25 protein-coding genes and 7 tRNA genes are annotated in these 26,034 nt (G+C 67.7%); 17 read left to right on the top strand and 15 right to left on the bottom strand.

From position 1 onward, the window contains the following. Positions 1-95: 95 nt before the first annotated feature. Positions 96-710, bottom strand: coding sequence for a copper resistance CopC family protein (locus ACT3SZ_RS05440; protein WP_444617287.1), 615 nt, complete (start codon positions 708-710; stop codon positions 96-98). A 170-nt stretch (positions 711-880) separates the two neighbouring features. Continuing rightward, positions 881-955: transfer RNA gene (locus tag ACT3SZ_RS05435), tRNA-Val, on the bottom strand. A 3-nt stretch (positions 956-958) separates the two neighbouring features. Here ACT3SZ_RS05435 and ACT3SZ_RS05430 point away from each other — a divergent pair. The 9 genes from ACT3SZ_RS05430 to msrB all read left to right on the top strand — a co-directional run bounded on the left by ACT3SZ_RS05430 (position 959) and on the right by msrB (position 4,597). Beyond that, positions 959-1,150 (top strand): hypothetical protein, encoded by a 192-nt coding sequence (locus ACT3SZ_RS05430; RefSeq protein WP_444617286.1) that lies wholly within the window; start codon positions 959-961, stop codon positions 1,148-1,150. 187 nt (positions 1,151-1,337) lie between these two features. Next, positions 1,338-1,410: transfer RNA gene (locus ACT3SZ_RS05425), tRNA-Gly, on the top strand. Between the two features lie 69 nt (positions 1,411-1,479). Next, positions 1,480-1,551: transfer RNA gene (locus ACT3SZ_RS05420), tRNA-Cys, on the top strand. A gap of 8 nt (positions 1,552-1,559) precedes the next feature. Then, a tRNA-Val gene (locus ACT3SZ_RS05415) sits at positions 1,560-1,631 on the top strand. Between the two features lie 47 nt (positions 1,632-1,678). After that, positions 1,679-1,754 (top strand) — tRNA-Gly (locus tag ACT3SZ_RS05410). A 46-nt stretch (positions 1,755-1,800) separates the two neighbouring features. Further along, positions 1,801-1,872, top strand: a tRNA-Val gene (locus ACT3SZ_RS05405). A 47-nt stretch (positions 1,873-1,919) separates the two neighbouring features. Beyond that, a tRNA-Gly gene (locus ACT3SZ_RS05400) sits at positions 1,920-1,995 on the top strand. Positions 1,996-2,762: 767 nt separating this feature from the next. Beyond that, positions 2,763-4,160 carry a glycosyltransferase family 87 protein gene (locus ACT3SZ_RS05395; RefSeq protein ID WP_444617285.1) on the top strand — a complete coding sequence of 466 codons (1,398 nt, stop codon included), beginning with the start codon at positions 2,763-2,765 and terminating at the stop codon, positions 4,158-4,160. A 5-nt stretch (positions 4,161-4,165) separates the two neighbouring features. Then, positions 4,166-4,597, top strand: a complete 432-nt coding sequence (gene msrB, locus ACT3SZ_RS05390) for a peptide-methionine (R)-S-oxide reductase MsrB (RefSeq protein ID WP_444617284.1) — start codon at positions 4,166-4,168, stop codon at positions 4,595-4,597. Between the two features lie 81 nt (positions 4,598-4,678). On the opposite strand, the gene hemQ is transcribed toward msrB, so the two are convergent. The 3 genes from hemQ to hemE form a co-directional block, all read right to left on the bottom strand. Continuing rightward, complete coding sequence (gene hemQ, locus ACT3SZ_RS05385; protein ID WP_444617650.1) at positions 4,679-5,398, bottom strand: hydrogen peroxide-dependent heme synthase; 720 nt, start codon at positions 5,396-5,398, stop codon at positions 4,679-4,681. A gap of 96 nt (positions 5,399-5,494) precedes the next feature. Continuing rightward, the gene (gene hemG, locus ACT3SZ_RS05380) at positions 5,495-6,946 is read right to left on the bottom strand and encodes a protoporphyrinogen oxidase (RefSeq protein WP_444617283.1); all 1,452 of its coding nucleotides are present in this window, start codon (positions 6,944-6,946) and stop codon (positions 5,495-5,497) included. After that, a complete protein-coding gene (gene hemE, locus ACT3SZ_RS05375; protein WP_444617282.1) occupies positions 6,943-8,124 on the bottom strand; it encodes a uroporphyrinogen decarboxylase in 1,182 nt (393 codons plus the stop codon). The genes hemG and hemE overlap by 4 nt, the downstream gene beginning before the upstream one ends. A 107-nt stretch (positions 8,125-8,231) precedes the next feature. Here hemE and ACT3SZ_RS05370 point away from each other — a divergent pair, with 107 nt between their 5' ends. After that, positions 8,232-8,870 carry a DUF3000 domain-containing protein gene (locus tag ACT3SZ_RS05370; RefSeq protein ID WP_444617648.1) on the top strand — a complete coding sequence of 213 codons (639 nt, stop codon included), beginning with the start codon at positions 8,232-8,234 and terminating at the stop codon, positions 8,868-8,870. 10 nt (positions 8,871-8,880) lie between these two features. Beyond that, positions 8,881-10,272, top strand: a complete 1,392-nt coding sequence (locus ACT3SZ_RS05365) for a ribonuclease D (protein WP_444617280.1) — start codon at positions 8,881-8,883, stop codon at positions 10,270-10,272. 272 nt (positions 10,273-10,544) lie between these two features. On the opposite strand, the gene dxs is transcribed toward ACT3SZ_RS05365, so the two are convergent. The 5 genes from dxs to dut form a co-directional block, all read right to left on the bottom strand. Further along, a complete protein-coding gene (dxs, locus tag ACT3SZ_RS05360) occupies positions 10,545-12,485 on the bottom strand; it encodes a 1-deoxy-D-xylulose-5-phosphate synthase (protein WP_444617278.1) in 1,941 nt (646 codons plus the stop codon). Positions 12,486-12,608: 123 nt separating this feature from the next. After that, positions 12,609-13,889, bottom strand: a complete 1,281-nt coding sequence (locus tag ACT3SZ_RS05355; RefSeq protein WP_444617276.1) for a class I SAM-dependent RNA methyltransferase — start codon at positions 13,887-13,889, stop codon at positions 12,609-12,611. Further along, positions 13,886-14,542, bottom strand: coding sequence for a DUF3159 domain-containing protein (locus ACT3SZ_RS05350; protein ID WP_444617274.1), 657 nt, complete (start codon positions 14,540-14,542; stop codon positions 13,886-13,888). The genes ACT3SZ_RS05355 and ACT3SZ_RS05350 overlap by 4 nt, the downstream gene beginning before the upstream one ends. Next, positions 14,539-15,393 carry a DUF3710 domain-containing protein gene (locus ACT3SZ_RS05345; protein ID WP_444617272.1) on the bottom strand — a complete coding sequence of 285 codons (855 nt, stop codon included), beginning with the start codon at positions 15,391-15,393 and terminating at the stop codon, positions 14,539-14,541. The genes ACT3SZ_RS05350 and ACT3SZ_RS05345 overlap by 4 nt, the downstream gene beginning before the upstream one ends. Positions 15,394-15,454: 61 nt before the next feature. Beyond that, positions 15,455-15,913, bottom strand: coding sequence for a dUTP diphosphatase (dut, locus tag ACT3SZ_RS05340; protein ID WP_444617269.1), 459 nt, complete (start codon positions 15,911-15,913; stop codon positions 15,455-15,457). Positions 15,914-15,979: 66 nt separating this feature from the next. Here dut and ACT3SZ_RS05335 point away from each other — a divergent pair, with 66 nt between their 5' ends. Further along, positions 15,980-16,543, top strand: a complete 564-nt coding sequence (locus ACT3SZ_RS05335) for a DUF3093 domain-containing protein (RefSeq protein WP_444617267.1) — start codon at positions 15,980-15,982, stop codon at positions 16,541-16,543. A 32-nt stretch (positions 16,544-16,575) separates the two neighbouring features. Here the strand turns inward: ACT3SZ_RS05335 and ACT3SZ_RS05330 are convergent, their stop codons facing one another. Both ACT3SZ_RS05330 and ACT3SZ_RS05325 read right to left on the bottom strand, forming a co-directional pair. Further along, positions 16,576-16,875 (bottom strand): DUF4193 domain-containing protein, encoded by a 300-nt coding sequence (locus tag ACT3SZ_RS05330; RefSeq protein ID WP_301443956.1) that lies wholly within the window; start codon positions 16,873-16,875, stop codon positions 16,576-16,578. Positions 16,876-17,239: 364 nt separating this feature from the next. Then, positions 17,240-18,169, bottom strand: a complete 930-nt coding sequence (locus ACT3SZ_RS05325) for an inositol monophosphatase family protein (protein ID WP_444617266.1) — start codon at positions 18,167-18,169, stop codon at positions 17,240-17,242. Between the two features lie 55 nt (positions 18,170-18,224). Here ACT3SZ_RS05325 and ppgK point away from each other — a divergent pair, with 55 nt between their 5' ends. Further along, on the top strand, positions 18,225-19,016 hold the full coding sequence (ppgK, locus tag ACT3SZ_RS05320; RefSeq protein ID WP_444617264.1) for a polyphosphate--glucose phosphotransferase: 792 nt from the start codon (positions 18,225-18,227) through the stop codon (positions 19,014-19,016). 102 nt (positions 19,017-19,118) lie between these two features. Next, positions 19,119-20,780 carry an RNA polymerase sigma factor gene (locus tag ACT3SZ_RS05315; RefSeq protein WP_444617263.1) on the top strand — a complete coding sequence of 554 codons (1,662 nt, stop codon included), beginning with the start codon at positions 19,119-19,121 and terminating at the stop codon, positions 20,778-20,780. A gap of 78 nt (positions 20,781-20,858) precedes the next feature. Here ACT3SZ_RS05315 and ACT3SZ_RS05310 read toward each other — a convergent pair whose 3' ends face one another. The 3 genes from ACT3SZ_RS05310 to ACT3SZ_RS05300 are packed head-to-tail and all read right to left on the bottom strand — an operon-like array spanning position 20,859 to position 23,242. After that, positions 20,859-21,227 (bottom strand): hypothetical protein, encoded by a 369-nt coding sequence (locus tag ACT3SZ_RS05310; RefSeq protein WP_444617261.1) that lies wholly within the window; start codon positions 21,225-21,227, stop codon positions 20,859-20,861. 39 nt (positions 21,228-21,266) lie between these two features. Beyond that, entirely contained in the window at positions 21,267-23,003 is a 1,737-nt protein-coding gene (locus ACT3SZ_RS05305) for a DEAD/DEAH box helicase (RefSeq protein ID WP_444617260.1), read from the bottom strand. Then, positions 23,000-23,242, bottom strand: coding sequence for a DUF3039 domain-containing protein (locus ACT3SZ_RS05300; protein ID WP_301443508.1), 243 nt, complete (start codon positions 23,240-23,242; stop codon positions 23,000-23,002). The genes ACT3SZ_RS05305 and ACT3SZ_RS05300 overlap by 4 nt, the downstream gene beginning before the upstream one ends. Before the next feature lie 112 nt (positions 23,243-23,354). Here ACT3SZ_RS05300 and ACT3SZ_RS05295 point away from each other — a divergent pair, with 112 nt between their 5' ends. Genes ACT3SZ_RS05295 through dtd form a run of 3 tightly spaced genes read left to right on the top strand, consistent with a single transcriptional unit; the run spans position 23,355 to position 25,871 of the window. Continuing rightward, positions 23,355-23,813: a DUF3099 domain-containing protein gene (locus tag ACT3SZ_RS05295; protein ID WP_444617258.1), complete on the top strand. Its 459-nt coding sequence runs from the start codon at positions 23,355-23,357 to the stop codon at positions 23,811-23,813. After that, positions 23,803-25,380: a DUF7782 domain-containing protein gene (locus ACT3SZ_RS05290; protein WP_444617256.1), complete on the top strand. Its 1,578-nt coding sequence runs from the start codon at positions 23,803-23,805 to the stop codon at positions 25,378-25,380. Before ACT3SZ_RS05295 ends, ACT3SZ_RS05290 begins: the two co-directional genes overlap by 11 nt. After that, positions 25,377-25,871, top strand: coding sequence for a D-aminoacyl-tRNA deacylase (gene dtd / locus ACT3SZ_RS05285; RefSeq protein WP_444617254.1), 495 nt, complete (start codon positions 25,377-25,379; stop codon positions 25,869-25,871). Before ACT3SZ_RS05290 ends, dtd begins: the two co-directional genes overlap by 4 nt. Positions 25,872-26,034: the final 163 nt, after the last annotated feature.

Raw genomic sequence — 26,034 nt, 5'->3', positions numbered from 1 at the left:
ACATACCTGGTGACAGCCGGAAGTCGAGCACTACCTTACCTGCCGCGGGCGCCCGTGCGGGCACGAGGTCGAGCCCCGGACTCCAGTGGGGAGTCTCAGGCCTTATCCCCCGACTCATCCGAATCCTCGGAGGAGATGCTGCGGAAGCGGGCGATCACCACAACGAGCGCGCCGAGCACCACGATCACCCCGGCGATGCCGCCCAACGTGATGGCCCACGTCGGAAGGCCATCGTCCTCCGAGGAGGTCTCGGCATCGGCGGCGGAGACGTCGCCGAGAGTGAAGGTGTAGTCGCCGCGCGTGCCATGGCCGTCCGAGGAAGTGATCTGGTAGCCGACGGTGTAAACACCGTCCTCCAGCTCGACGTCATCGGGAATGTCGAGGGTGATCATGCGCTCGTCGATCGTGGGCTCTCCGGTGTAGACCACCTCTCCGTCCCTGGACAGCGCCACGGTGTTGAAGTTGTCCTGCGGGATCCCGGAGAACTCCAGCTCGATGCTCGTCGGAGGATCGGTGAGCGCGGAGTCCGGCTCAGGCGTGGCCCCGACCATCGCGTCGTGTGCCGAAGCCACCGGCAGTCCTCCTGTGACGCCAGCACCCAGGAACACGGGCGCGGAAATCATCGCGGCAGCCAGCACCGGCGCGGCGACGGCGCGGACGACGCGCGGCCGGACTCCACGGGCAGGACGGACAGACGACTGACGGGACATTGAGGTCCTTTCGCTCGGCACGGTCGCGGGAAGTGCCCCCGCGTGCGTTCGGTCCCCCACTCTATCTGGGCCGACGGGCTCCAAGTGTCACTGAATGATCAACCTCACCCCCGCCCCATCCCGCGACGACGAAACCCCCGGCAGTCGCAATGACTGCCGGGGGCTTCAGATGGTGGTCCCAGCTGGGATTGAACCAGCGACCTTTCCGGTGTGAACGGAACGCTCTCCCACTGAGCTATGGGACCTCTGTGGAACGAGACGTAATCTATCACCACCCCTCGGGTATCGCGCAAATCGCCAGGTCACGCCACCGCGCCACGAACAGCGGCGCCGCGCAGGACGGCGCAGGACGGCGCAGAACCGCGCAGGACGCTGCCAGCGTCGTCCGACGCATGCGGGTGCCCGCCCGTCGCGCGCGCGGGCACCCGCGTCGCGCGTAGGAGTTCGAGGGAGGCGAAAGGGACGAGGCAGAGACGCGGCCCTGACACCACTCCCCTGGGCGCGAATCACACCGTTGGAGTTCGATTCACAGCCAACTTCCCGTGGATATGCACCGTCACCTGCATGTTTGTGCGTGAAAGCCGGAACCTATAGAGTTCTGTGTCGCACCGGTACTACACGGTGCTTGCGGATGTAGCGCAGTTGGTAGCGCATAACCTTGCCAAGGTTAGGGTCGCGAGTTCGAGTCTCGTCATCCGCTCAGGTTCTCATTTCTCTTCCGGCTCCCGAGTCGGTAGGGTCGAGATCCGATACGAGGCGGTGACGCCACGGTGGAATGGCTGAGTGGCTTAGGCAACGGTCTGCAAAACCGTGTAGACGGGTTCGATTCCCGTTTCCACCTCGCATCACGCGCGTTTAGCTCAGCGGGAGAGCGCTTCCCTGACACGGAAGAGGTCACTGGTTCGATCCCAGTATCGCGCACGAACAGTCCCCCAGGGGTCTGGTCAACAGTAAGATTGCTAGAAAATGCGGATGTAGCGCAGTTGGTAGCGCATAACCTTGCCAAGGTTAGGGTCGCGAGTTCGAGTCTCGTCATCCGCTCCACTTCTTCCCCACCGTCTCCCCGGAGATGGGGGTCAGGGAGAAGCCCGCGCGTTTAGCTCAGCGGGAGAGCGCTTCCCTGACACGGAAGAGGTCACTGGTTCGATCCCAGTATCGCGCACGAACAGTCCCCCAGGGGTCTGGTCAACAGTAAGATTGCTAGAAAATGCGGATGTAGCGCAGTTGGTAGCGCATAACCTTGCCAAGGTTAGGGTCGCGAGTTCGAGTCTCGTCATCCGCTCCACTTGAGAGGGCCCGTCGACATGAGTCGACGGGCCCTCTCGTCGTCGTTCCGGCGGCCCTACGGCGACCTCCCGACGCATAGGGGGTTAAACGACAAAATGTGTGTCTGCTCCGGGCGTGTCCCTGCTCCTCGCTTGACCCAGGTTGACCTGCAGGGGGGGGCCAGGTCTCGCGGCGAGACGAGGAGGTAGTGACGCAGCCCGGTGACAACTCCATGGGGGTCTATGGTTGCGGAACGCTGCTCACGCAGGCGAATCCCACGCTGAGAGGCGTCCACTGAGGTTCGACCCCGAGATGGCAGACGCAGCCTCCTGGGGCCTGTATGGCGGTGGCTATGGCGTGACTTCAGCGCCGTGCAGGTGTCAAGCACCGCGGCTCAATAGCTCCCGGAGAGCTATTCAAGCCCGATTTCTTTACCTTGACCTGCAGCGAAGCGCCGACCCCGGACACACATTTTGTCGTTTAACCCGCAATAGGGCCAAGATCGAGCGTGGGATGTTTGAACCCGGCGATTCAAACATCCCACGCTCGATCTTGGCCCCTCTCTCCCCCGCCGCCGGCGACAACTCGCCCGCCCCGAGGCGCCCGAGCCGCCAGCGAGGGGTACCAAGTTGGACCTGGGAGCGTTGAGTTGGCGAACTCAACGCTCCCAGGTCCAACTTGGTACCCGACGGGATGCGGCCCACCAATACTCCTAGGGGTGACAGTCCCGGGCGCGACCGTGGCGGTCCCCGGCGTGGCGGCGTGGAGCCAGTAGAGTCAAGGACCGTGACTGCAAAGATGACCCCGGCCGGCTCCTCCTCCGGCAGCGCATGCCCCGGTGACTCCGGTAATCCAGGCGACACCGGCACCGCTGCCACGTCCGACGGGACGCCTTCTCGCATGGACAACCTCCGGGACTCCCTTCGTACCCCGGCCGGTGTGCTCACCATGGCCGCGTGGCCGCTGGCCATCTTCACCATGATCCACCGGGTGTTCCTCAGCCCGCACAATAGCCACCCCACCGACGACTTCACCACCGTGTGGAACGCGCTGCACCGGTTCATCGACGGTGTCCCGGTGTACGACGAGAACTACGCCTTCGTCGACCCGCACTACCTCTACTCCCCCGGAGGAACGCTGCTGCTCAGCCCGCTGGCGTATCTGCCGACGTGGGACTCCGGGCGGATCCTGTTCATCTTCGCCAACGGTGTCGCGGTCCTTGTGGCCCTGGCGATCCTCACGAAGTTGGCCCGGCGCTCACTGACCGGCCCCGTCCTGCCCGTGGCGGCCTTCCTGGTGTTTTCCACCGAGTCGATCACCAACACCCTGCTGTTCTCCAACATCAACGGTGTGCTGCTGTTCGTCGAGGTCATTTTCCTGTGGTGGATCCTCGTTGGCACCGGAGACGTCTCCTGGCGTTGCGGGCCCGGCTCGGGAACGCGCAGCACGTGGGCCACCGTCCTGGCGGGCATCGCCGTGGGCCTGGCGATCACCGTGAAGCCGCAGTTCGCCGTCCTGCTCTTCCTGCCGTTCGTGCGCAAGCAGTGGTGGGCCGTGGTCGCCGGACTCGCCGTGCCGGTGGCGTTCAACCTTGCCGCGTGGCCTCTCATGGCCCAGCCCGGGGACTACCTCGACAAGCTGATGCCCTACCTGAGCGAGGTCCGGGACTACGCCAATTCCTCGGTCTCCGGGGTGGGCGTGTACTTCGGCATGGCGGACTGGTTCGTCCTGCTGATGCGCGCCGTCTTCGCCCTCGGCGTCGCCATTGCAGTGCTGGGTCTGCTGCGCTGGCGTAACTCCGACCCTCTGATGTGGTCGGCGACGACCGCGGGCATCCTGATGACCGGGGTGTTCCTGGTCAGCTCGCTGGGCCAGATGTACTACTCGATGATGCTGATCCCGATGATCTTCACGGTGTTCTGCCGCTTCTCGGTGATGCACAATCCGGTCATCTGGGTCGGTATCTACTGGTGCATGTCGGGTGACTCCTGGAACTCCGACCGGTGGGAGTGGCCCGGGCGTATCGTCGAGTACACCCGCGGTACCGTCGGCTGGGGGCTGATCATCCTGGCCGCCGCGACGTCCGTGGTTGTTTGGCTCGTCACTGACTGGCGTCGCCAGAACCGCGGTGCACCAGAAAAGGCACCAGAACAGAACGAGCACGTAGAGCAGGAACAGAGGTAGCCACCATGACTGAGAACAATCCCGACGTCCGTCCCCTCGAGGACTTCTCCGCGCTGAGCGACGAGCAGTGGAAGCAGCGTCTCTCCCCGGACGAGTTCCAGGTGCTGCGCAATTCCGCCACGGAGCGGCCGTACACCAGCGAGTACACCGACTCAGAGACCCAGGGCGTTTACACCTGCCGTGGGTGTGGCACTGAACTCTTCCGTTCCACCGAGAAGTTCCACTCGCACTGCGGCTGGCCCTCGTTCTTCGATCCGGCCGACTCCGACGCGGTGGAGACCCGCGTGGACGATTCCCTCGGTACCCGACGCACCGAGGTCGTGTGCGCCACCTGCGGCGGCCACCTCGGCCACGTCTTCGCCGGCGAAGGGTACGACACCCCCACCGACCTGCGCTACTGCATCAACGGCATCGCGCTGCAGTTGCACGAGGCCTGACGGCGCGGCGCGCCGCGCGAAAGACAACGACCCCGTAGGACGCTCCGAGCGTCCTACGGGGTTGCTGTCTGCGGTGAGGCGTCAGGGCAGCTCGGCGATGAAGCCGGCGAGGTCCTCCGCGTCAGCGTTCACGCGGCGGCCGGTGAAGAACGGCACCTCCTCGCGGACGTGGCGACGGGCTTCGGTGTAGCGCATCTTGTACATCAGGTCCACGATGCGGTCCAGCGTGGGACTCTCGAAGGCGAGGATCCACTCGTAGTCGCCGAGGGCGAAGGCGGGCACGGTGTTCGCGCGGACCTCGTCGAACCCGCGGGCGGCCATGCCGTGCTCGGCGAGGATCGTGCGACGCTCCTGGTCGGGAAGCAGGTACCACTCGAAGGAGCGCACGAACGGGTACACGGCGATCCACTCGGCCGGGTCCTCGCCCATGATGAAGGACGGCAGGTGGGACTTGTTGAACTCCGCCGGACGGTGCAGCGCGGAGTTCGACCAGTAGCCGTCGCAGGCACGGCCCAGGGTCGTCTCCTTCAGGAAGCGACGGTAGGCGCGCTGCAGGTCCTCGAACTTCTCGGCGTGCCACCAGATCATGATGTCGGCCTCGGCGCGCTGGCCGGTGAGGTCGTACACGCCGCGGACGGTGAGCTCCGCGTCGTCGTAGGACGCCAGGAAGGACGCGAAGTCCTCGGCGACCGCGGCGCGGGCCTCCTCCCCCTCGGGCAGCTCACCGTTGCGGACCGTGAACACGGACCACATCGTGTACTGCAGCTTCTCGTTGAGCTCCCTGAAGTCGAGCTTGGCCATGCTGTCAACCACCTGTCCTGTGAAAGTTGTCGTTCGTCGTCCCTGATTCTAGCCGCCCGCGGGACCCGGGCCACCCCTTGACAGGGGAGCCGGGCGTCACAACTCCGCGGCGATCTTGCGTGCCGCGGCCCGACCGGTCTCGGCGCAGGCGGGCACGCCCACGCCGTGCAGGCTCGCACCGGCCACCGCGACCCGCGGGATCTCGGAGACGGCCGACTCGGCAATGCCCATGAGTTCGGTGTGGCCGACGCCGTAGACCGGCAGCCCGCCCCACCAGCGCTGGACGAAAGTCTCGGCGGGCCTGGCGGTGACTCCGGCGACCTTCTCCAGGTCGGCGATGGCGTACTCGACCAGGGTCTCGTCGTCCGCGTCGAGCAGGCTGGAGTCCTGGTAGGTGCCGAAGCTGGCACGCACGAAACCACCACGGCCGCCGTCGCGCTCGCCCAGGTGCGGCCACTTGCGTGAGGAGAAGGTGAAGGCCTTGGCGTTGGTCGGGCCGTCCGCACCGATGAGGATGCCGGAGCGCTGCGGGATGCCCGGATCGCCAGCAGCACCGTCGTAGCTCATGCCCACCACCGCGGAGCTGGCGAGCTTCACTCCGCCGAGGATGTCCGCGGCGTCCGGCGCGATGTCCTTGAGCAGGACGGACGCCGTGGGCGCGGGCGTCGCCACGACGACGGCGTCCACGGTGCCGACGGGTTCGAGGTAGATCCGCCCGTTGTAGCGCCCGATCTCCTCGACCTGCGTATTCACCCGGATGTCCGCGTCGGACGCCTCGGCCAGGCGGTTGATCAGCGTGCGGTAGCCGGAAGCCATGGTGTTGAACGCCGGCCCCGCGGAGCCGTCCTTCGAGGACGCGGCCGCGGCCGCGCGGTCCTCCAGGACCTGCGCCACCGCCGTGGACAGGTACACGTCGTCGCCGCGTCCTGCCAGATCGTCCATCGCCTCGGCGATCTGCGGCACGGTCGCGCGCAGGCCCAGGTCGTCGGCGGAGCAGGAGTAGACCCCGCCCAACATCGGGGAGACCAGCCGATCGACGGCCTCGTCGCAGAAACGCCGCCGCACCAGTTCGCCCACGTTGACGTCGTCGCCGACGATCCACGGCAACGCCGGGCCGTCCAGCTCCGCGTCCACCGCGGCTTGGCCCTGCGCGGTGAGTACCTCGGCCACGTCCGCGCCGCGGGCGGGAATGCCCATCACCGTGGCGGACGGGATGTTGACCAAGTCACCGTCAACGAGGAAGGCACTGCGCGCGCCCGAGGGTGTGCGCAGTTCGGACTCTAGCCCGAGGTCAGCGACCAGCTGGGCCATGCCGGTGTGCCGGGTCAGGAACGCCTCGGCGCCCATGTCCACCGGCCCGGAAGCGAAGTCAACGGTCTTCAGCTTCCCGCCGAGACGCCCATAGGCCTCCAGCACCAGGATCCGCGCGCCCGGGCCGAGCCGGCGGCGCAGCTCCCAGGCGGCGAACATGCCCGTCACTCCCCCGCCGATGACCGCCACGCTCGGACCTGCCCCGGCACTTGCAGCCTCTCCGATACCGTCGCTCACAGTTCATGCACCTCCGCGAAAGCCCGGGTGATCGCATCCGGGTCGGTCTCCGGCAGTACGCCGTGACCAAGATTGAAGACGTGTCCCAGGGCATTGCCCTCGGCGACCGCACGGTCACCCTCGGCGACCACGCGGGCGACCTGCTCGGCGATGACGTCCGGGCCGGCCAGCAGGATCGCCGGGTCCAGGTTGCCCTGCACCGCACGCACCGTCCGGTCCGCCGGCACTCGCGGATCACCCGCGTCGTGAGCGGCGGCGAGGTCGGCGGCCACGCGGCGCGCAGCTACGTCCATCGGCGTCTTCCAGTCCACGCCGATCATGTCCGGACCCACGGCCGCCATCTCGCCGAGGAGTTCGCCGGTGTTCACGCCGAAGTGGGTCACCGGCACACCGTAGGGACGCACCGCGGCGATGATGCGCTCGGTGTAGGGTGCGACGAACTCGCGGTAGTCGCGCAGGCTGAGGAAGCCCGCCCAGGAGTCGAATAGCTGCACCGCGTCCGCCCCGGCCTCGATCTGCACCTTCAGGAAACGCACCACCGTGGGGGTGAGCTTCTCCATCAGCGCGTGCCACAGCTTCGGCTGCGAGTACATCATCGCCTTGGTCACGCCGTGGTTCTTCGACGGACCACCCTCAATAAGATAGGACGCCAGGGTGAACGGGGCGCCGGCGAAACCGATGAGCACCTGGTCATCGCGCAGCTCCTCGAGGATCCCGCCGATGCCCTCGACGACCGCTTCGAGCTGTGCGGCTTCGACCACCGGCAGGTCCTGAATGGCCTCGGCGGAACGCACCGGCGACTCCAGCACCGGGCCGCGACCAGCGACGATGTCCACGGCCACCCCGGCAGCCTTCAGCGGCACCACGATGTCGGAGAACAGGATCGCCGCGTCCGCGTCGTGCCGACGCACCGGCTGCATCGTGATCTCGGCGAGCAGGTCCGGGCGGAAACACGAGTCGAGCATGCCGACCTCGCGGCGCAGCTCGCGGTACTCCGGCAGGGAGCGTCCTGCCTGACGCATCATCCACGCAGGACGCCGCGACGGCGTTTCCCCGCGCACCGCCGCCAGCAGCGGCGCGTCCTGCGAGGCACGGCGGGCGGCACGCGCCGTGGCGACCGCCTCTTCAGTCGGACGGAGATCGGCGACGCCGACCGGGGACGAGTTCAGGTCAACCATGTCCACGATTATGCCAGTTCCCGCGCGAACTACGGCAACGACGGCGCGCCTGCGCCACACACCCCCGCCCGCCCGTTATGTTGGCCGGTGTGAGCGTTGATTCAGAGATGACAGGTACAGCGGGTCAGGCCTTGGGCGCCGACACCGCGGCGACCGTCCCCGCGCCGTTCCGGGACGCGGTCACCTCCATGCACGCCGCCACGGTGCGCACCGGGATCACGGTGACCGACATCCGCCCGCCGCGGAAACTCGCCCCCTACAGCCACGCCATCGGGCTGGAGGTCGACCGATTACAACTGGGGTCGCCCCCCGGAATCGGAGGGGACGACGGTGGGGAAGCCGCCGTCCCCACCGACTCCGACGGCGACGCCTTCGGCAGGTTGATCCTGCTCCACGACCCCAAGGGCTCCGAAGGCCCCGGCATGATGAAGCTGGTCGCCTATATTCAGGCCGACCTGGACGCCTCCGTCGCCGAGGACCCCCTGTTGCCCGAGGTCGCCTGGGATTGGCTGACCGAAGGGCTGCACGGCAGCACCTTCAGCGACCTCGGCGGCACCGTCACTGCCACCGCATCCAGCAGATTCGGTGACATCGGCGGACCGGCCCACGCCTTCCAGGTCGAGATGCGTGCCTCGTGGACGGCGTCCGGCACGGACCTGTCCGACCACGTCACCGCCTTCTCCAAGGTGCTCGCCAATGTCGCAGGCCTGCCGCCCGAAGGGGTGACCGCCCTGACGGGTAGGTAAGGTGGCCCCCGTGGCAGAACACCTCACCTCGCCCCGCGACGGCGTCCCCGCCCTGTCCGACACGCTCGAGACCGTGCGGGAAGCGACCGAATCGCTGGCCGCAGGGCACGGGCCCATCGCCGTGGACACCGAACGGGCCTCCGGCTTCCGCTTCGACGACCGCGCCTTCCTGGTGCAGCTGCGACGCGAAGGCTCCGGCACCCACCTCGTCGACCCGGCGACCGTTCCGCAGGCTGGTTCCGTGCTGGCCCCACTGATGGACTCCTCCCCCTGGATCCTGCACGCCGCGCACAGCGACCTGCCCGCCCTGACCTCCCTGGGCTGGCACACCCCGGAACTGCACGACACCCAAATCGCCGGACGCCTCCTCGGCTACGGGCAGATCGGCCTGGCCGGCATGCTCGAGGAGTTCCTCGGGGTCACCGTGGCCAAGGACAAGGGCCGGGAAGACTGGTCCGCCCGGCCGATCTCCGGGCCCATGCTCACCTACGCCGCGCTGGACGTGGAGATGCTCATCGAGTTGCGCGACGTTGCCCTCTCCCGGCTCGACGACCTGGACCGCACCGACTGGTACCGCCAGGAATGCGCCCACGTACGTTCCGCGTGGACGCACCCGGTGCCCGAACCCGACTGGCGCAAGTTGCGCGGCATCGGCCACGTCCGCGACCCCCGCGAACTCGAGACTGCCCGACGCCTCGTCGGTGCCCGCACAGTCGTGGCCCGCGAACACGACATACCCCCGGAGCACGTGCTCCGCGGAACCTCGATCCTGGAACTGGCACAGCATCCCGGCCGCGGTGGACGCCAACTCGACCGCGAAATCGCCGGCGGGTCGCGCCTGGTGCGCTCCTCGCGCGGTTCAGTCGGCCGCGAGGTGAAGTCCACACTGACCAGGGCACTGTCTGAGGCGCTGCGCGAGGCTGCCTCGACCGATGCTTCCTCGCTGCCCGGACGGCTGAGTACCTCCGGCGGGTTCCCCGACCACCGCACATGGGAGCGCGACCACCCGGTCGCCTTCCACCTGCTGGGCGGATTCCGCGAGGCCCTGTCAGACGTCTCGAAGACCACCGGTATCAAGACGGAGGATCTGCTGACCATGCGTTCACTGCGGTCCGTGGCGTGGGAGACCTCGCGCGCGGTCGCCGACGGGGCGCTGGCCGATGCGACGTCGAAACGCCTCGACGAGCCCGGTGACGAACAGGTTATTGGCCTGGATACCGTTCTGGATGTCGTTCTGGATACCGACCCGGTCGGAACAACGGTGGACGTTGCGGTCGCCGACCCGGTGGGTGCACTGGAGGACGTGCTGGGCCGCGCCCTCGAGTCCCGCGAATGCCGTGCCTGGCAGCGTGACCTCCTAGTCGCCGCCTTCCTGCCCGTGCTCGCCGGGCAGCTCGCCTGATCCTGCTCCCCCGCGCCCAACCTTCCACCTACATCCCGCACCAGGGGAAATAGTCGCCCCTCCAGGAAGCATTTCGGGCCGAATGCCTACCTGGAGGGGTGATCGCTGGACCAGGGCAGACCGCAGCGCCACAACGCCGGCCCCCTCGGCATCAGCGTGTAGACACTTCACCCCTCCAGGAAGCATTTCGAGCCGAAAGCCTACCTGGAGGGGTGATCGCTCAGCTAGAGAAGCGAGGGAAGAGCGCGGAGTCGATGAGCTAGCGCAAGACGCTAACTCAGGTCGCTGGCCTCGGCGCGGCGATGGGACTCCTGGGATGCCCAGTCGCGGACCTGCTCCACCACCGAGTCGACGTCCAGGCCGACCTCGGCGAGCACCTCACCACGCGAACCGTGGGCGAGGTAGCGCTGGTCGACGCCGAGGTAACGCACCGGGGTCGAGACCGAAGCCTCCGACGCCGCGCGGGCGAGCATCTGGCCGGCTCCGCCGTGCACTCCGTTGTCCTCGAGGGTGATCACGAGGTCGCTGGCGCGGGCCAGTTCGACAACGGAGTCCGCCACCGGGGTGACCCACAGCGGGTCGATGACCGTCGCCGCATGTCCATCGGACTGAAGAGCCTCTGCCGCGGCGAACGCCTGCGCGGTCAAGGGACCGTAGTTGACGATCAGGACGCGCAACTCCTCGCCCGTACCCGCACCCTCGGTCGCGGAATCACCGGCAGACCCGGCGAGCACGTCGTAGTCGGCCGTGGACTCCACCGCGTCGACATCCTTCGGAACAGCGCCCTTGGAGAACCTGACCACGGACGGACCGTCGGAGATCCCGACGCAGCGGTCGAGTGCCTCAACCAGTCGTGCACCATCGCGAGGAGCGGCAACGTGGATACCCGGGACGATGCCGGTGATCGAAAGATCCCACATCCCGTTGTGGCTCGCACCGTCCGACCCGGTGATCCCGGCCCGGTCGAGCACGAAGGTCACGGGCATGTGCAGCAACCCGACGTCCATGAGCATCTGGTCGAAGGCACGGTTGAGGAAGGTGGAGTAGACCGCGACGACCGGGTGCAGTCCGCCGAGGGCCAACCCGGCGGCGGACGTCACCGCGTGCTGCTCGGCGATGCCCACGTCAAAGGTGCGCTCGGGGAAGACCTCACCGAAGCGTGCCAGACCGGTGGGGCCGGCCATCGCGGCGGTGATGGCAACAACGTCCTCGCGACGCTTGCCGATCTCGATGAGCTTGTCGGCGAAGACGTCCGTCCAGCCGCGGGCGCTGACCTGCACGGCACGTCCGGTGAGCGGGTCGATGACTCCGGTGGAGTGCATCTGATCGGCCTCGTCGTTCTCCGCGGGGCCGTAGCCATTGCCCTTCTTCGTGACGATGTGCACGATGATCGGTCCGCCGTAGTCGCGGGCGTAGGTCAGGGCGGCCTCGACCGAGCGCACATCGTGGCCGTCGACCGGGCCGACGTATTTCAGCCCGAGGTTGCTGAACAGTTCCTGCGGGATGACCGCGTGCTTCACGCCCTCCTTGAAGCTGTGCAGCAGCTTGAAGGCGTGGTCACCGACGGCGCCGAGGCGGCCCAGGGAGTTCTTTCCCTGCTCCATCACCTTGTCGTAGGCCGGCTGCATGCGCATACCGGCGAGGCTGTGCGCGAGCCCGCCGATCGTCGGCGAGTAGGAACGACCATTGTCGTTCACGATGACAGTCAAGGGCCTGTCCTTGCCCTCGGCAATGTTGTTCAAGGCCTCCCAGGCCATACCGCCGGTGAGTGCACCGTCGCCGATGACCGCGGCAACCCGGCGGTCTGACTGGCCGGTCAGCTCGAAGGCCTTCGCCAGCCCGTCCGCATAGGACAGCGACGCCGAGGCGTGCGAGGACTCCGTCCAGTCGTGCGGGCTCTCGGCCCGGTCGGGATAGCCGGACAGCCCGTCACGCTGCCGGAGGGTGTCGAAGAGATTGCGCCGTCCGGTGAGGATCTTGTGCACGTAGGACTGATGTCCGGTGTCGAAGATGATCGGGTCCGACGGCGAGTCGAAGACCCGGTGCAGGGCGATCGTGAGTTCCACGACGCCCAGATTGGGCCCCAGGTGCCCGCCGGTGGCGGAGACCTTGGCGATGAGGAACTCCCGGATCTCCCCGGCGAGGGTCTCCAGCTGCCCAGGTGTCAGCGTCCGGAGGTCCGCCGGTGACGATATCTTTTCAAGAATCGACATACCCGTTCTCACTTCTCCGTCCCAGTCGTCGGACGAACGACTACCTACGCTTCACACTTGCTGCCTGAGTCACAGGCACTGCGACCATCTTACGGCCCGTGCCCTGGTTCACATCATCGGACCTCAATTATTCTGTTGACCGGGGGTTCTGACGTACCGGACGAGGACCTCCACATGGTGGGTGAGCCCGAACGCGTCCACCACTTCCACCGCCTCCGGCTCATAGCCGTGGGAGATGAAGGACGCCGCGTCGCGCGCGGCGGTCGCCGGGTCGCAGCCAATATGCAGCACCACGGCGGGTTCCCGCGCGGCGATTGCCTCGACAACCTCGCGGCCGGCACCGGTGCGCGGCGGGTCGAGGACCACAACCGACGGGGCGCGCAGCGTCCCGATGGCGGAGCCCACGTCGGAGGTGACGAAGGAGACGTCCCGCCCGGCGAGGCCGGTGCGTCCTGCGCTGGTCGCCGGTGAGGCGATATCCACGCAGTCCACGGCCATTTCGGGCGCTGCCGACAGCATCGCCGCGGCCAGGACGCCGGCACCGCCGTAGAGGTCCCAGCCGACCGTGGCGTCCTGCGGGGTATTGCTCGCGACCCACGCGGCGTAGTGGTCGGACGCAGCGACGTGTGCCTGCCAGAAGGACTCCACCGGCACCGACCAGGTGACGTCACCGACGGTGCGCGTCACCTCCCCGTCACCGACCAGGACGCGACGGCGCGCCTTCGCAGGACGCTTCGCGCTGTGACGCCGACGCCGGGCCTGCGAACGCGGCGGCCGCGGCGGGATCTCCACGATCCCGCGTGCACCGTCGTCGCCGAGGGCAACACACACCTCGGCCCCCGGGGTCAGCTCCTGGGCGGCGAGTTCCTCAGCCAGACCGTCGGCCAGACCGGGAGCCCACTGGGCGCAGACGCCGGAACCGTCCGCCGCTAGGGCGACGACCCCGTTGCTGCCTCGGCGACGCAACCCGACCTGGCCGGATGCGTCGACGCCCAGGCGCACGCGGGTGCGGTAGCCGGCGAACGGGGCAAGGGATACCGGGCGAACCGTATTGTCGTCCACCGCAATCTTGCCGATGCGTTGGAACTGCTCGACCACGACGCGCGTCTTGAACTCCACCGAGCCCTGCGCGTCGACGTAGTCCAGGTCGCAACAACCGGCACCGGCGGCCGCGGCGGCGCATGCCGGAGACACTCGGTGCTCCGAGGGCTCGGCGATGGCGGCATCTGTGACCTCACCGGTGAGGAAGCGGGCCTTCTCCTTCGCCGGATCCAGGGCCACCGTGACACCCTTCTCCCCCGGCAGAGCGCCTCGCACGAACACTGCGCGACCGTCGAGCCGCGCCACCGATGCCCCGCCGTGAGCCGGGCCCTCCATGTCGAGGGTTACTACCTGCCCGCTCATTCGGCACGCTCCGAGGCATCGGCCTTCTTCACGGCCCACACCGTGACCAGCACGACCACGGCGGTCAACGGCAGGCCCATGATGATGCGTGCCACGCCGAGGGCGCCGACGGCGTCGTCCTGCACGTAGAGCCACTGCTGGATGACAAAACGTCCGAAGAACACCACCGACCACGCCAACGTGGCGATGCTGTAGACCCGCATCGCCGTGCGGTTGCTGCGCCAGCGGTGCCCGGAACCGTTGACACCGTTCCAGATCACTGCGACCAGCGGCCAGCGCACCACGATCGACACCACGAACACGATCCCGGCCACCAGCGAATACCAAATGCCATAGGCGAAATAGCCCTTAGCGTCGCCAAGTAGCCAGGCGATCAGGGCACAGATGCCCACGCCCATCAGACCGGAGACTGCCGGCATCAGCGTCTCCTTGCGCGCCAATCGCCAGAGGAACACCACCACCGACACAGCGACGGCGGCGATCAACGCGGCGGTCAGCCCCCACCGGGAGTTCACCGGTACGAGCACCAGCACCGGTAGCACCGAGGCGATGAGCCCCGACAGGCCGCCGAGCTGCTCGAGGACGGTCGGCGCGGCGTCCTCGGTCTCTACCGAGTCTTCGTCGGCCGGAGCGCGGCCGTCCTCATGCGTCACTGCGTGGCTCCGCTGGTGCCTGCGTTCCCACTATTGCCACTGTTGCCACTGTTGCCGTCGGCGGCGTCCTTCTGACGCTGTTCGACGACCTTGCGCAGTTCCGCGGCCATCGCCGCAGGGATCGTCACCGGCAGCGCCTGGCCGACCGGGTGCGGATCGGTGCCGCGGTAGACGAACGTGCGGGAGATGACCTCATAGGCCAACTCCGCGAGCTGGTCGGCCTTGTCCGCCGGGCCGGCCAACGTCATTCGCAGCATCCACCGCGGACCGTCGACGCCGATCACGCGCATCGTACCGGCCTTCATGGTGCCGATGATTTCGGTACCCCACAGGTTCTTACCCCACTTGACCTGCAGGCCATCGCCGTTCATCCCCTCGGTGACCTCAGAGATGTTCTCCTCCCACTGCCGGCCAGTACGCGGGGCGGCGAGTGCGACGGGGGTGAGACGGCCGTAGGGGGTGAGGATGTGGATCATCTGCGGGCCCTTGGCCCCCATCTCCACCTGCACCTCACCGTCGTGCGGCACCGGCACGCGCACGGAACCAAGGTCGAGCCCACTCTTGGCGAAATCGGAGTAGTCGAAGGTGGTGTAATCCACGCTATCGCCGTCGAACGGGCCAAAGTCGCCGTTGATCGGATCGTAGGACGCACTGGGCTCGGCGACGGCCTGGTCGCCGCCCGCCGGCGCGGCGTCCTGCGCGTCCGGTGCGTCCTGCGCGTCCGGAGCATCCGTCACAGAGCTCGCTGCGCTCGCTGCGCTCGCAGCGTCCGGGGCGTCCTGCGTGGTCGACGCGTCTGACGCAGCGGTTCCGGTGGATTCTTCGTCACTCTTCTTGTTGAACGGCCACATGGCTCGGGTTCTCCTCAGATCTCGACGTATCGGGCGTGCATTTCAGGATGTGGGGCGACGGTCAGGCGCCGGTGGAGCCGTACCCTCCGGCGCCGCGGACGGTGTCGCCAAGCGCATCGACATCGGCGACCTCCTCAACGTCGCACAGCGACACCGCCTGGACGAGCAATTGCGCGATGCGGTCACCACGGTGGATGACGACCGGGGTATCCCGATCCAAGTTGATCAGGCAGACCTTCACCTCGCCACGGTAGTCCGCGTCGATGGTCCCGGGGGCGTTGACGATGGAAATGCCCTGCTTCCAGGCCAGTCCACTTCGCGGGTGCACCAGGCCCACGGTGCCCACAGGAAGGGCGATGGCCACGCCGGTACCCACCAGCGCCCGCTCACCGGGGGCCAACGTGAGCTCCTCGGCGCTGTACATGTCCAGGCCCGCGTCAGTGGCGTGAGCGCGCTTCGGGAGGGGAAGGTCGGGGTCGAGTCGCGCGATGCGCAACGGTGCGTCGTGACTGTCGGTCATGCCCGTGAAGTCTACCGGCGCGGTCCGGTTACTGACCTAACGGCCCGCAGGATAGACTAAGGGATCGTGAGCGAGCCCGAGGCGACAGGAGATGACGTGCCACAGGAACCCGGAGAGAACCGTGCCGGTCAGGCCGGTCAGGCCGGCGAAGCAGGCACGGTCCGTGCGGACGTCCTCTACCGCGAACGTCAACGCGTCCCGATGTCCTGGTGGTTGATCGGACTTGGGGTCACGACCCTGGTCGGGTTCCAGGGACAGATGGGCCGCGAGTGGTACTGGGGCGTCGTGGTCGGCGCGGTTGTTCTCGCGGCGGTCGTGTGGGCGCTATTGCACCTGTCGAGCAATGAACTCGTTGTGGAGCGCGATGAGAGCGGCGAGACCTGGCTGCACGCCGGGGAGGCATCCCTGCCGATGTCGGTGGTCAGCCGCAGTCTCCCGGTGCCACCCAGCGCGCGCAGTGCGGCGATGGGCCGTCAGCTCGACCCCGCCGCCTTCCTCTACCACCGCCCCTGGATCCCCTCCATGGCGATGCTGGTCCTCGACGATCCGGACGACCCCACCCCCTACTGGCTGGTCTCCACCAACGAGCCCGAGCAGCTACTCGACGCGCTCGGCACCCCCCGCGCCTGAGCGACCGGCCCCCGCCGGTCGCTCTGGTTGGATCACTCGCAGTCGATGCAGACGAGGTTGCCCTTGCCATCGTCCTCGGCGATCCGGGTGCGGTGCTGCACCAGGAAGCACACCGAGCAAGTGAACTCGTCGTCCTGACGGGGCACCACCGATCCGCTGAGTTCCTCACCTGACAGGTCCGCCATGGGCACATCGATCGGCTCGACGATGTCGCCATCATCGTTGTCGTCAACGGCGGGTTCCGCCTTCTCTGCGGCCTTCAGCCCTTCGAGGGAGTCGGTCTCGATCTCGTCCTCCGAGCGGGTGCGGGGGGAATCGTAGTCAGTCGCCATGATGATGCTCCTAGGTTCGTCCATTACCCGACCGTTCCGGTTCCGGCGGTGGATAAGGCTGTGCTGTTTCTGGCTGGTTCTTGGCTGGTTATTGGCTGTTGCTGGTGTGCAGTCGTGCAGGTGTGGTCACTTGTCGGCGAGGACGCGGTGGCCGTCAAGTCACCGACTCACCCTCAACCCAACGACCGGGGTTTACCCTGCCGGCAACGAAGCATCGGCGGCGGATATTCCCGACGTTTGACGCGCATACTAAAGCAGCGGGCAAGCATTGTCACGTTGCCCCTCGCGACGCCCGCCACAGCACCATGCAATGAGGCCTGAGGCGCCCCCGGAAACAGGGGCCGGAGAGCCCGCCGTGCCCCCGTTAGGACGCGTCCACGGGTGCCGGGAAGGTGCTCGCCAGCACGCGTTCGGCCAGGTCATCGACGATTCCGGGGACTGCGGCGAGTACGCCTACCCCCTCGTCATACCCCCGACTCAGCGGGGGCATGTGCACCACCGCCCCCGCCCTCGCGGCGATGAGGCTCCCGGCGGAATGGTCCCAGGGGCCCAGGCCGTGCTCGTAGTAAGCGTCCAACGCGCCATCTGCCACGGCGCACAGATCCAGGGCGGCCGATCCGATGCGCCGAATGTCACGAATCTCCGGCAGAAGATCAGCGAGCAATTCGGCCTGGGCACGACGCCGCGAGGCAAGGTAGGAGAACCCCGTGCCGACCAGCGCCGACGAGAGCGCCGTTAGGTCAGAGAGTTCCGACAGCTCCGAGCCAGCCGCACCTTCCGCCCCCTCTTTGTCGATGACCAGTTCACCGCCGGTGCACGCCGAGTACACCCGCCGGCGGGCGATGTCCGCGACGGCTCCTGCGACCGGGATCCCGTCGACGCACGCCGCCACACTGACTGCGCTGGCGGGGATCCCGTAGACGAGGTTGACTGTGCCGTCGACAGGATCGACGACCCACGTGACGCGATCCTGCGCCAGGACGCCACCGTCCTCCTCCCCCAATACGGCGTCGTGCGTCGCGAGTTCGCCGAGGCGTTGGCGGATCAGCCGCTCACTCGACCGGTCGATGGCAGTGACCGGATCGACGTCGGACGACTTGGTCGCCTCGACCCGGATGCGTCCGTCGCCTCCGGCGCTGCGGGCCCGCGTCTCGGCCACGTGCCGCGCCGCCTCGGACGCGACCGTCACCGCCACGGTGCGCAGATCGTCCGGCGTGCGTCCGGCAAGTGCGCGTCCTGCCGTCGGCGGCAGGACGTCCGTGGTCGTCCGGTCCAGTCTGATTTGTTCACTCATGGGTTCCATCCTGCCAGCCTGTCCGCCACCGACGGCTGCGGTAGCATTCGGAGTCATGACTGACACACCCAAGAACGGGCAGGAGACGACCGCGTTCGGGGTCGACATCGGGGGCAGCGGCATCAAAGGCGCACTCGTCGACCTGCGCACCGGAGAGTTCATCGGCGATCGCATCCGACTCGACACCCCCCAGCCGGCAACTCCGCAGGCCGTGGCCGATACCGTCGCCAAGCTCCTCGACAAGGCCGATTGGACCGGCCCCGTCGGCATCACCGTGCCCGCCGTGGTGCGAAACCAGATCGCCCGGACCGCGGCGAATATCGACCCCGCATGGATCGGCACCGACTGCCAGTCCCTCTTCGGTGACCGGCTGACCGTCGACGGCGCGGCGCGCCCGGTCAGCGTCCTCAATGACGCCGACGCGGCGGGCATCGCTGAGACCGCGTACGGCGACTCAGCGGACGGCGAGAACGGCACCGTCCTGTTCCTGACCTTCGGCACCGGCATCGGTTCCGCGCTGATCTACAACGGCACCCTGTTCCCCAATTCCGAGCTCGGCCACCTGAACTTTCCGGCGATGGACGCCGAAAAGTGGGCGTCGTCGGCGGTGCGCGACCAGGAGAAACTCAGTTTCAAGGAGTGGTCCCGCCGAGTCGACCGGGTACTCCACGAGTACGTGCGTATCCTCAACCCCTCGCGGATCATCGTCGGCGGAGGGATATCCAAGAAGCACCACAAATGGGTTCCCGAACTCACCGTGGACGTGGACGTCGTGCCCGCCACCCTGCTCAACCGGGCGGGTATCGTCGGGGCTGCGATGGCCGCAACCCACGGAATGCGGCCCTAAACGCTGAAATTCAGCGTGACTGGGTTATAATGGGGGGTCGATTGTGCTCCTGACAAAGGACCACACACTGCAAGTCCCCTGACCCCGCAAGAAAGGTCTTTCGTGGCGGCCCACACCAGTTCCACCTCCGGTAGCGACACCGAGGGCACCGACGCTCCCGGAACCCCGGCATCGTCGGCCGGTCGAAGGGTGGCCAAGAAGACCACCGCGAAGAAGGCCGTCCGTACGGCCACCCGCAAAGCTGCGACCCCGGTGACTCCGGCGGCCCAGCAGGCACCGGCCGCGTCCCCCTCACCGACCGCAGCGTCCTCCGCGGCGTCCAGCGAGCCGGCTGCGTCTCCCGCGCCGGCAGCGTCCGGGGAGGACGCGCCGAAGAAGGCTGCAGCAAAGAAGGCGGCCACCAAGACCGCTAAGAAGACTGCGGCGAAGAAGACGGCCGCGAAGAAGACCACCCGCAAGTCCACTCGCAAGGCCGCGACCAAGACGGCTGCCCCTGCGTCCGGCACCAAGGACGCCGACCCGGCGGTTGAGGACACGAACCTCGACAAGACCGCGACCGACGGCTTCACCGAGGAATCCGACGACGAGGACATCGACGGTCTCCCCGGCGACATCGAGATCGACGAAGATGACGTTGACGATGTTGATGATGTCGACGACGTTGACGAGGTCGAGGAGGCCGCGGACGACGACGAGGACTCCGCCTCCCCCGCGGTCGTCACCCCCGCCGGTGCGGTCAGCGACGGCGACGAGGAAGACGACAAGCCCGAAGCCGGTAGCTTCGTCTGGGACGAGGACGAGTCCGCCGCACTGCGCCAGGCCCGTAAGGACGCCGAGCTCACCGCCTCCGCCGACTCCGTGCGCGCCTACCTCAAGCAGATCGGTAAGGTCGCGCTGCTTAACGCCGAGCAGGAGGTCTCCCTGGCCAAGCGCATCGAGGCCGGCCTGTACGCCCACCACAAGATGGACGAGCTCAAGGCCAGCGGCGAGAAGGTGTCGCCGATGCAGCGCCGCGATTTCCGCGAGATTGAGCGCGACGGCCGCAAGGCCAAGAACCACCTGCTCGAGGCCAACCTGCGACTCGTGGTCTCCCTGGCCAAGCGCTACACCGGACGTGGCATGGCGTTCCTGGACCTCATCCAGGAGGGCAACCTCGGCCTGATCCGCGCGGTGGAGAAGTTCGACTACACCAAGGGCTACAAGTTCTCCACGTACGCCACCTGGTGGATCCGTCAGGCCATCACCCGTGCGATGGCCGACCAGGCCCGCACCATCCGCATCCCGGTGCACATGGTGGAGGTCATCAACAAGCTCGGCCGCATCCAGCGCGAACTGCTGCAGGACCTCGGCCGCGAGCCCACCCCGGACGAGCTCGCCCGCGAGATGGACATCACCGTGGACAAGGTGCTGGAGATCCAGCAGTACGCCCGTGAGCCGATCTCCCTGGACCAGACCATCGGTGACGAGGGTGACAGCCAGCTCGGTGACTTCATCGAGGACTCCGAGGCCGTCATCGCCGTCGACGCGGTCAGCTTCACCCTGCTCCAGGACCAGCTGCAGGACGTGCTGCACACGCTCTCCGAGCGCGAGGCCGGCGTGGTCAAGCTGCGCTTCGGACTCACCGACGGCATGCCGCGCACCCTCGACGAGATCGGGCAGGTCTACGGGGTCACCCGTGAGCGCATCCGTCAGATCGAGTCGAAGACGATGTCGAAGCTGCGCCACCCGTCGCGCTCCCAGGTGCTGCGCGACTACCTCGACTAGTCCGGCCGCAACACCACGGAACCCCTCCCGCCGTTCACACGGCCGGAGGGGTTCTCGGTGTCTGTCCCGTCGGGGCCTCTAGTCCTCTCCCCTGTTCTCCATGCAGGCACGCACCTCGTCGGCATCGTTCGAAGAGCAGTCCTGCAAGGTCTGCGCCGTGCTACTCGTCACCACGCCAGACAGTGCGACGGCTACAATCGCCACCGCCACCGCAGCCATCGGGTAACCGCGGCTCAGGCGCGGGGAACGTACCGCCACGATCAGTGCGACCAAAGCGACGGCCAAAACCACCACACTGATGATCAGCCCGAGCCACGGGAACAGTGCAGCTGGCAGCGCAAGCACCGCCAAGACGACCGCCACCAGGCCGAGACGCCCCTGTACTCGGGGCTGCTCCCCCGCACCATCTCGTCCGGTCGGTCGTTGTGCTGCCGTATTCTTCGCCATGCGGACCAGCCTATCGGACGCCCCCGCGCGTCCTCACGCTCACCAGTCCCGGAGGTAGGCGATCCGGTCGCGCAACTGCTCGGCGGTGCACAGCGCCGTCGGCGGGCCGCCACAGTTGCGTCGCACCTCATTGTGAATCGCGCCGTGCGGACGCCCGGTACGCTGCGACTTTGCGCCGACCAGGGCATTGAGTTTCTTGCGCAGGCCAGGAAGTTCCTCGCTGGCGACCTTCTTGGACTCCGCCTCGCCGTCACCTGCGGCCCCCGCAGTGCCGGACGCTGCGGCGGTAGGCATCTCAGCGGCCTTTTTGGCCGCCTTATCCCGGTTGTCGAGCTGGGAGGACTGCCGGGCGCGCAGCAGCGTCCTCATCTGCTCGGCATCCAGCAGACCGGGCAGTCCGAGGTACTCCTGTTCCTCGGCAGAGCCGGTCATCGTGGCGGTGCCGTAGGTGGAGCCGTCGAAGATGAGGCTCTCCAGTTCCGCCTCGGCACCAAGAGTCTCGTAGCCGCCGAGTTCGTCCGGCTCGGATTCCTCCTTGTTCGCCTGGGCGAGCAACTCATCGTCCCAGCCCTCGTTCGGCCGGTCGGGTTTGCCGAGCACGTGATTGCGCTGGCGTTCCATATTGGACGCCAGGTCGAGGAGTACCGGCACGCTCGGCAGGAACACGCTGGCGGACTCGCCAGGGCGCCGCGAACGCACGAAACGTCCGATCGCCTGGGCGAAGAACAGCGGCGTGGACGCCGAGGTGGCGTACACGCCGACCGCCAGGCGTGGCACGTCCACGCCCTCAGAGACCATGCGCACCGCGACCATCCAGAGACTGGTGGAGTCGGAGAACTCCTTGATCCGGTCACTGGAGCCCTGCTCGTCGGAGAGCACCACGGTGACCTTCGTCCCGGTGAGCTTCTCCAGCATCGCGGCATAGGCACGCGCGGTGGTGGTGTCGGTGGCGATGACCAGGCCACCGGCGTCCGGAATGGACTCGCGCAACTGCATCAGGCGGGTATGCGCGGAGCTCAGCACCGCGGGGATCCACTCGCCCTTCGGGTCCAGGGCCGTCTTCCAGGCGCGCGCGGTCTGCTCCGCGTTCAACGGGGTGCCCAGGCGAGCCTCGTACTCCTCGCCGGCGCTGTCGCGCCACCGGGCCTGCCCGGAGTAGGCCAGGAAGACCACGGGACGCACCACGCCATCGGCCAGGGCGTCGGAGTAGCCGTAGGTGTAGTCGGACTGGGAGACCAACGAGCCGTCGACGTCCTTGTACTCCACGAACGGAATCACCGAGTCATCGGAACGGAAGGGTGTACCGGTCAGCGCCAGGCGGCGTTCGGCCTGTTCATAGGCGAAGCGCACGCCGTCGCCCCAGCTCTTCGCGTCACCAGCGTGGTGGATCTCGTCGAGGATGACCAGGGTCTTGCGCGCGGTGGCGACCTGATAGTGCTTGGTCGGCTTCATGCCGACCTGGGCGTAGGTCACCGCCACCCCGTCGTGGGCGTTGTTGACCGCCGAGGAGTTGGTGAACTCCGCGTCGATGGAGATGCCCTGACGTGCCGCGGCCTGGGACCACTGCGTCTTGAGGTGCTCGGTGGGTACCACAATCACCACGCGGTGCACGGTGCGGGCGTCGAGCAGCATGCGCGCAACGGTCAGCGCGAACGTGGTCTTGCCCGCACCGGGGGTCGCGACGGCAAGGAAGTCCTGCGGGGCGGTGTCGATGTAGCGTCGGAGTGCGGCCTGCTGCCAGGCACGGAGCGTGCCGTATGCGGTGGCCCCACTCACTTCTTGCGGAGTCCCTGGTAGATGCTCTCGCAGTCGGGGCACACCGGCGAACCGGGCTTTGCCTGCTTGGTCACGGGAAAGGTCTCGCCGCAGAGGGCCACGACCATGCGGCCGTTGATTGCGGAGTCGACGATCTTGTCCTTCTTCACGTAGTGGAAGAACTTCGGGGTGTCGTCCGAGGTCTGGTCATCGGTCCGGACGTCGGGCCGCTCAATCGTTGTCGTTCCAGGAGTAGTCACGCCCCCATAATGCCCCGCCCTTGCCGTGTTTTCCAGCCGCGCCGGTCGCATGGCAGGTCGGGTGGCCGTACCGCTGGTTGTGGTTCCCGCCGACAGGACTACGGTTGTGCCCATGTCCAAGCACCCGTCCAGTCGCCGTCGCGGCGACGACGTCTCGGTGATCACCGATGCCCGACGCTCCCCGTTGGACGACTGGCGGCATCGGCGTCGGCTCTACGCCGGCCTGCAACTGTCGCGCATCCCCTTGTTGGGCGCGGCGGTCGGTGCCTACGGATGGTTGCACAGCCCCGTTCTTGCCGCGGTGTTCGCGGTGATCTCGCTCCCGCTGCCGTGGGTGGCGGTGCTGCTGGCCAATGAGAAGAGCGATGACCGGGAGAAGGGCGAGCCGAAGGTGTACAAGCCGGCGCTGGTTCGTCAGTATCGTGCCGCGGCCGCCGGACCGCAGCTGGACGGCCAGGCTCACGAGGAAATCGAGGGCCCGCCGGCACCGGGGTACACGGTGATCGACGCCGAACCTGAAGACACAACAGACACAGTAGATAAGGAACCGACAGAGGATCATGACCGCTGACGCCCACTCCCCGGCCCTCGGGGATCTCGTCTTGGCCCTGACCACCCTGGACTACGGCACACCGCTGTTGTTGTCCGCATTGGGACGCGAGGGCTACGCCGAGGCGCTCGCCAGCAACCCCGGCGGCGCGGTCTGGCACCTCAACGAGCGCGACCAGCGTGAGGTCTGCGGCGCCCGCGGCGTCCTGCTCACGCGCGCCTTCTTCCTGCGCGAGCCGGTGTCGCGCACTGCGCTGCAGGACGTCCTGGGCGCTGCTCTCGTCGACGCCCTGCTCGACGCCGGGGCGCTAGCGTCGCAGGACGCTCAGGACGCCGTGCGCGCGCACGTCGACGTGCGGCCCGTCGCCCACGACGTCCACAGTCCTCACGGCGCCGAAGTGCTCGTGGTCTCCGACCCGGACGCCTCCCTGGAGGATCTCACTCCTGGCGACGACCACGTCCCCGGCGTCGGGCAGGCTCCGTTGACCCTGCTCAATCAGGTCCCGTCCGGAACGGCGGACAGGCTGCTCGACCTGGGCACTGGTTCCGGTGTGCTGGCGCTGATGCTCAACGCGCGGCAGATCGTGGCCACCGACGTGCATGACCGCGCGCTCGGTTTCGCCCGGGCGTCGCTGCGCTCAAGCACCGGCCGGGACGTCGACTGGCGTTGCGGCAGCTGGTTCGAGCCGGTCGAGGGCGAGGAATTCGACCGGATCGTATCGAACCCCCCGTTCGTCGTCGGGCCGGCACAGGACGGCCAGATCTACCGCGACTCCGGCCTCGGGCTCGACGACGCCACCCGCACCGTGGTGCAGGGGGCCGCTGACCACCTCTCCCCTGGCGGCACCGCGCACCTGCTCGGCGCATGGGCCACCTCCCTGTCGGAGTCCGCCGCCAGCCGCGTCGCCGGCTGGATCCCCGCCGAGGGCATCCGCGCCTGGATCGTCCAGCGCGACGAGGTCTCCCCGTCCGTCTACGTGCGCACCTGGACCGCCGACGCTTCGCTCGACCTGCGCTCCCCGCAGGGGCGCAAGCGGGTGGCCGACTGGTTGACCTACCTCAAGGAACACGACATCGCCCGCATCGGCATGGGCTACGTGCACCTGCAGCGCATCGACGGGCCCTCCGAGGTCACCTTCGAGGCGCTGGACGCCCCCGACCTCGGATTCTTCGGCGACGAGGTCGCCGAATACTTCCTGCGCGCGGCGTGGCTGGCCGAACAGGACGGCGACGACCTCCTGGACGCCCGCTACCAGGTGCGTCCGGGCCTGGCCCGCGAGACCGTGGAACTCTCCCGCAGCGGCACACAGGCCGAGGACGGGTTTACCGAACCGGGTTTCGCCCCCGAGGTCGTCCGGGTCACCCGCACAGACGGTCCCGGGTTCAGCCATGACATCGACGCCCCGCTGTCGGCCGTACTCGCCGGGCTCACCCCGGACGGGCTGACCCTGCGCGATACCGCCGAACTGTACTGCGCGGTCAATGACCTGGATGAGGACGATTTCACCGCGGCGTTGGCCCCGCTGGTCGTGGATCTCGTCCGTCACGGCATCGTCCTGCCCGCCGACATCGTCGAGGTGCGGTCATGAAGGCAGTCATCAGTACGGTGAAGGACGCCAGCGTCACCGTCGACGGGGAGGTCGTCGGCGCCGTCGACGCCAACCGTGATGGCACCGGACGTGGCGCGTTGCTCGCGCTGATCGGCGCAGGACGCGATGACAGCCCGGACGCCTGGCGCACGGTGGCGCGCAAGATCGCCGAGCTGCGACTGCTCGTCCCGGCCAGGGATGCCGGAGACGCCGGCGCGGCCGGTACAGGTCGGCGCGACGCCGGCGCGCAAGACAATGGCGCCGAGATCCTGGTCGTCAGCCAGTTCACGCTGATGGGTGCGACCGTTAAGGGACGCCGTCCGTCCTGGTCGGCGGCGGCACCCGGCCCTGAGGCGGAAGAGGCGATCAACCTGATCGTCGACGATCTGCGCGGGCGTGGACTGCGCGTGGAGACCGGGCGGTTCGGCGCGATGATGGACGTGGCGTCGACGAACGACGGACCGTACACGGTGATCGTCGAAGCGTCCTGAGCTCAGGTGACCTCCCACACCCGACCACCCCCGAATGGGGGATGCCGGAAGTACTTTTATCCGTGCACTCACCTGCAGCTTCCTGCGATCACACGACGATCGTAATCTTACCGTGACCTAAGGCACGTAGCCCCGGAACATTTCGGCACAATCACCCGTTGGA

This window comes from Corynebacterium sp. AOP40-9SA-29 (genome assembly GCF_052377405.1).
GTDB lineage: Bacteria > Actinomycetota > Actinomycetes > Mycobacteriales > Mycobacteriaceae > Corynebacterium.
This window is presented reverse-complemented; position numbering and strand designations above follow the sequence as displayed.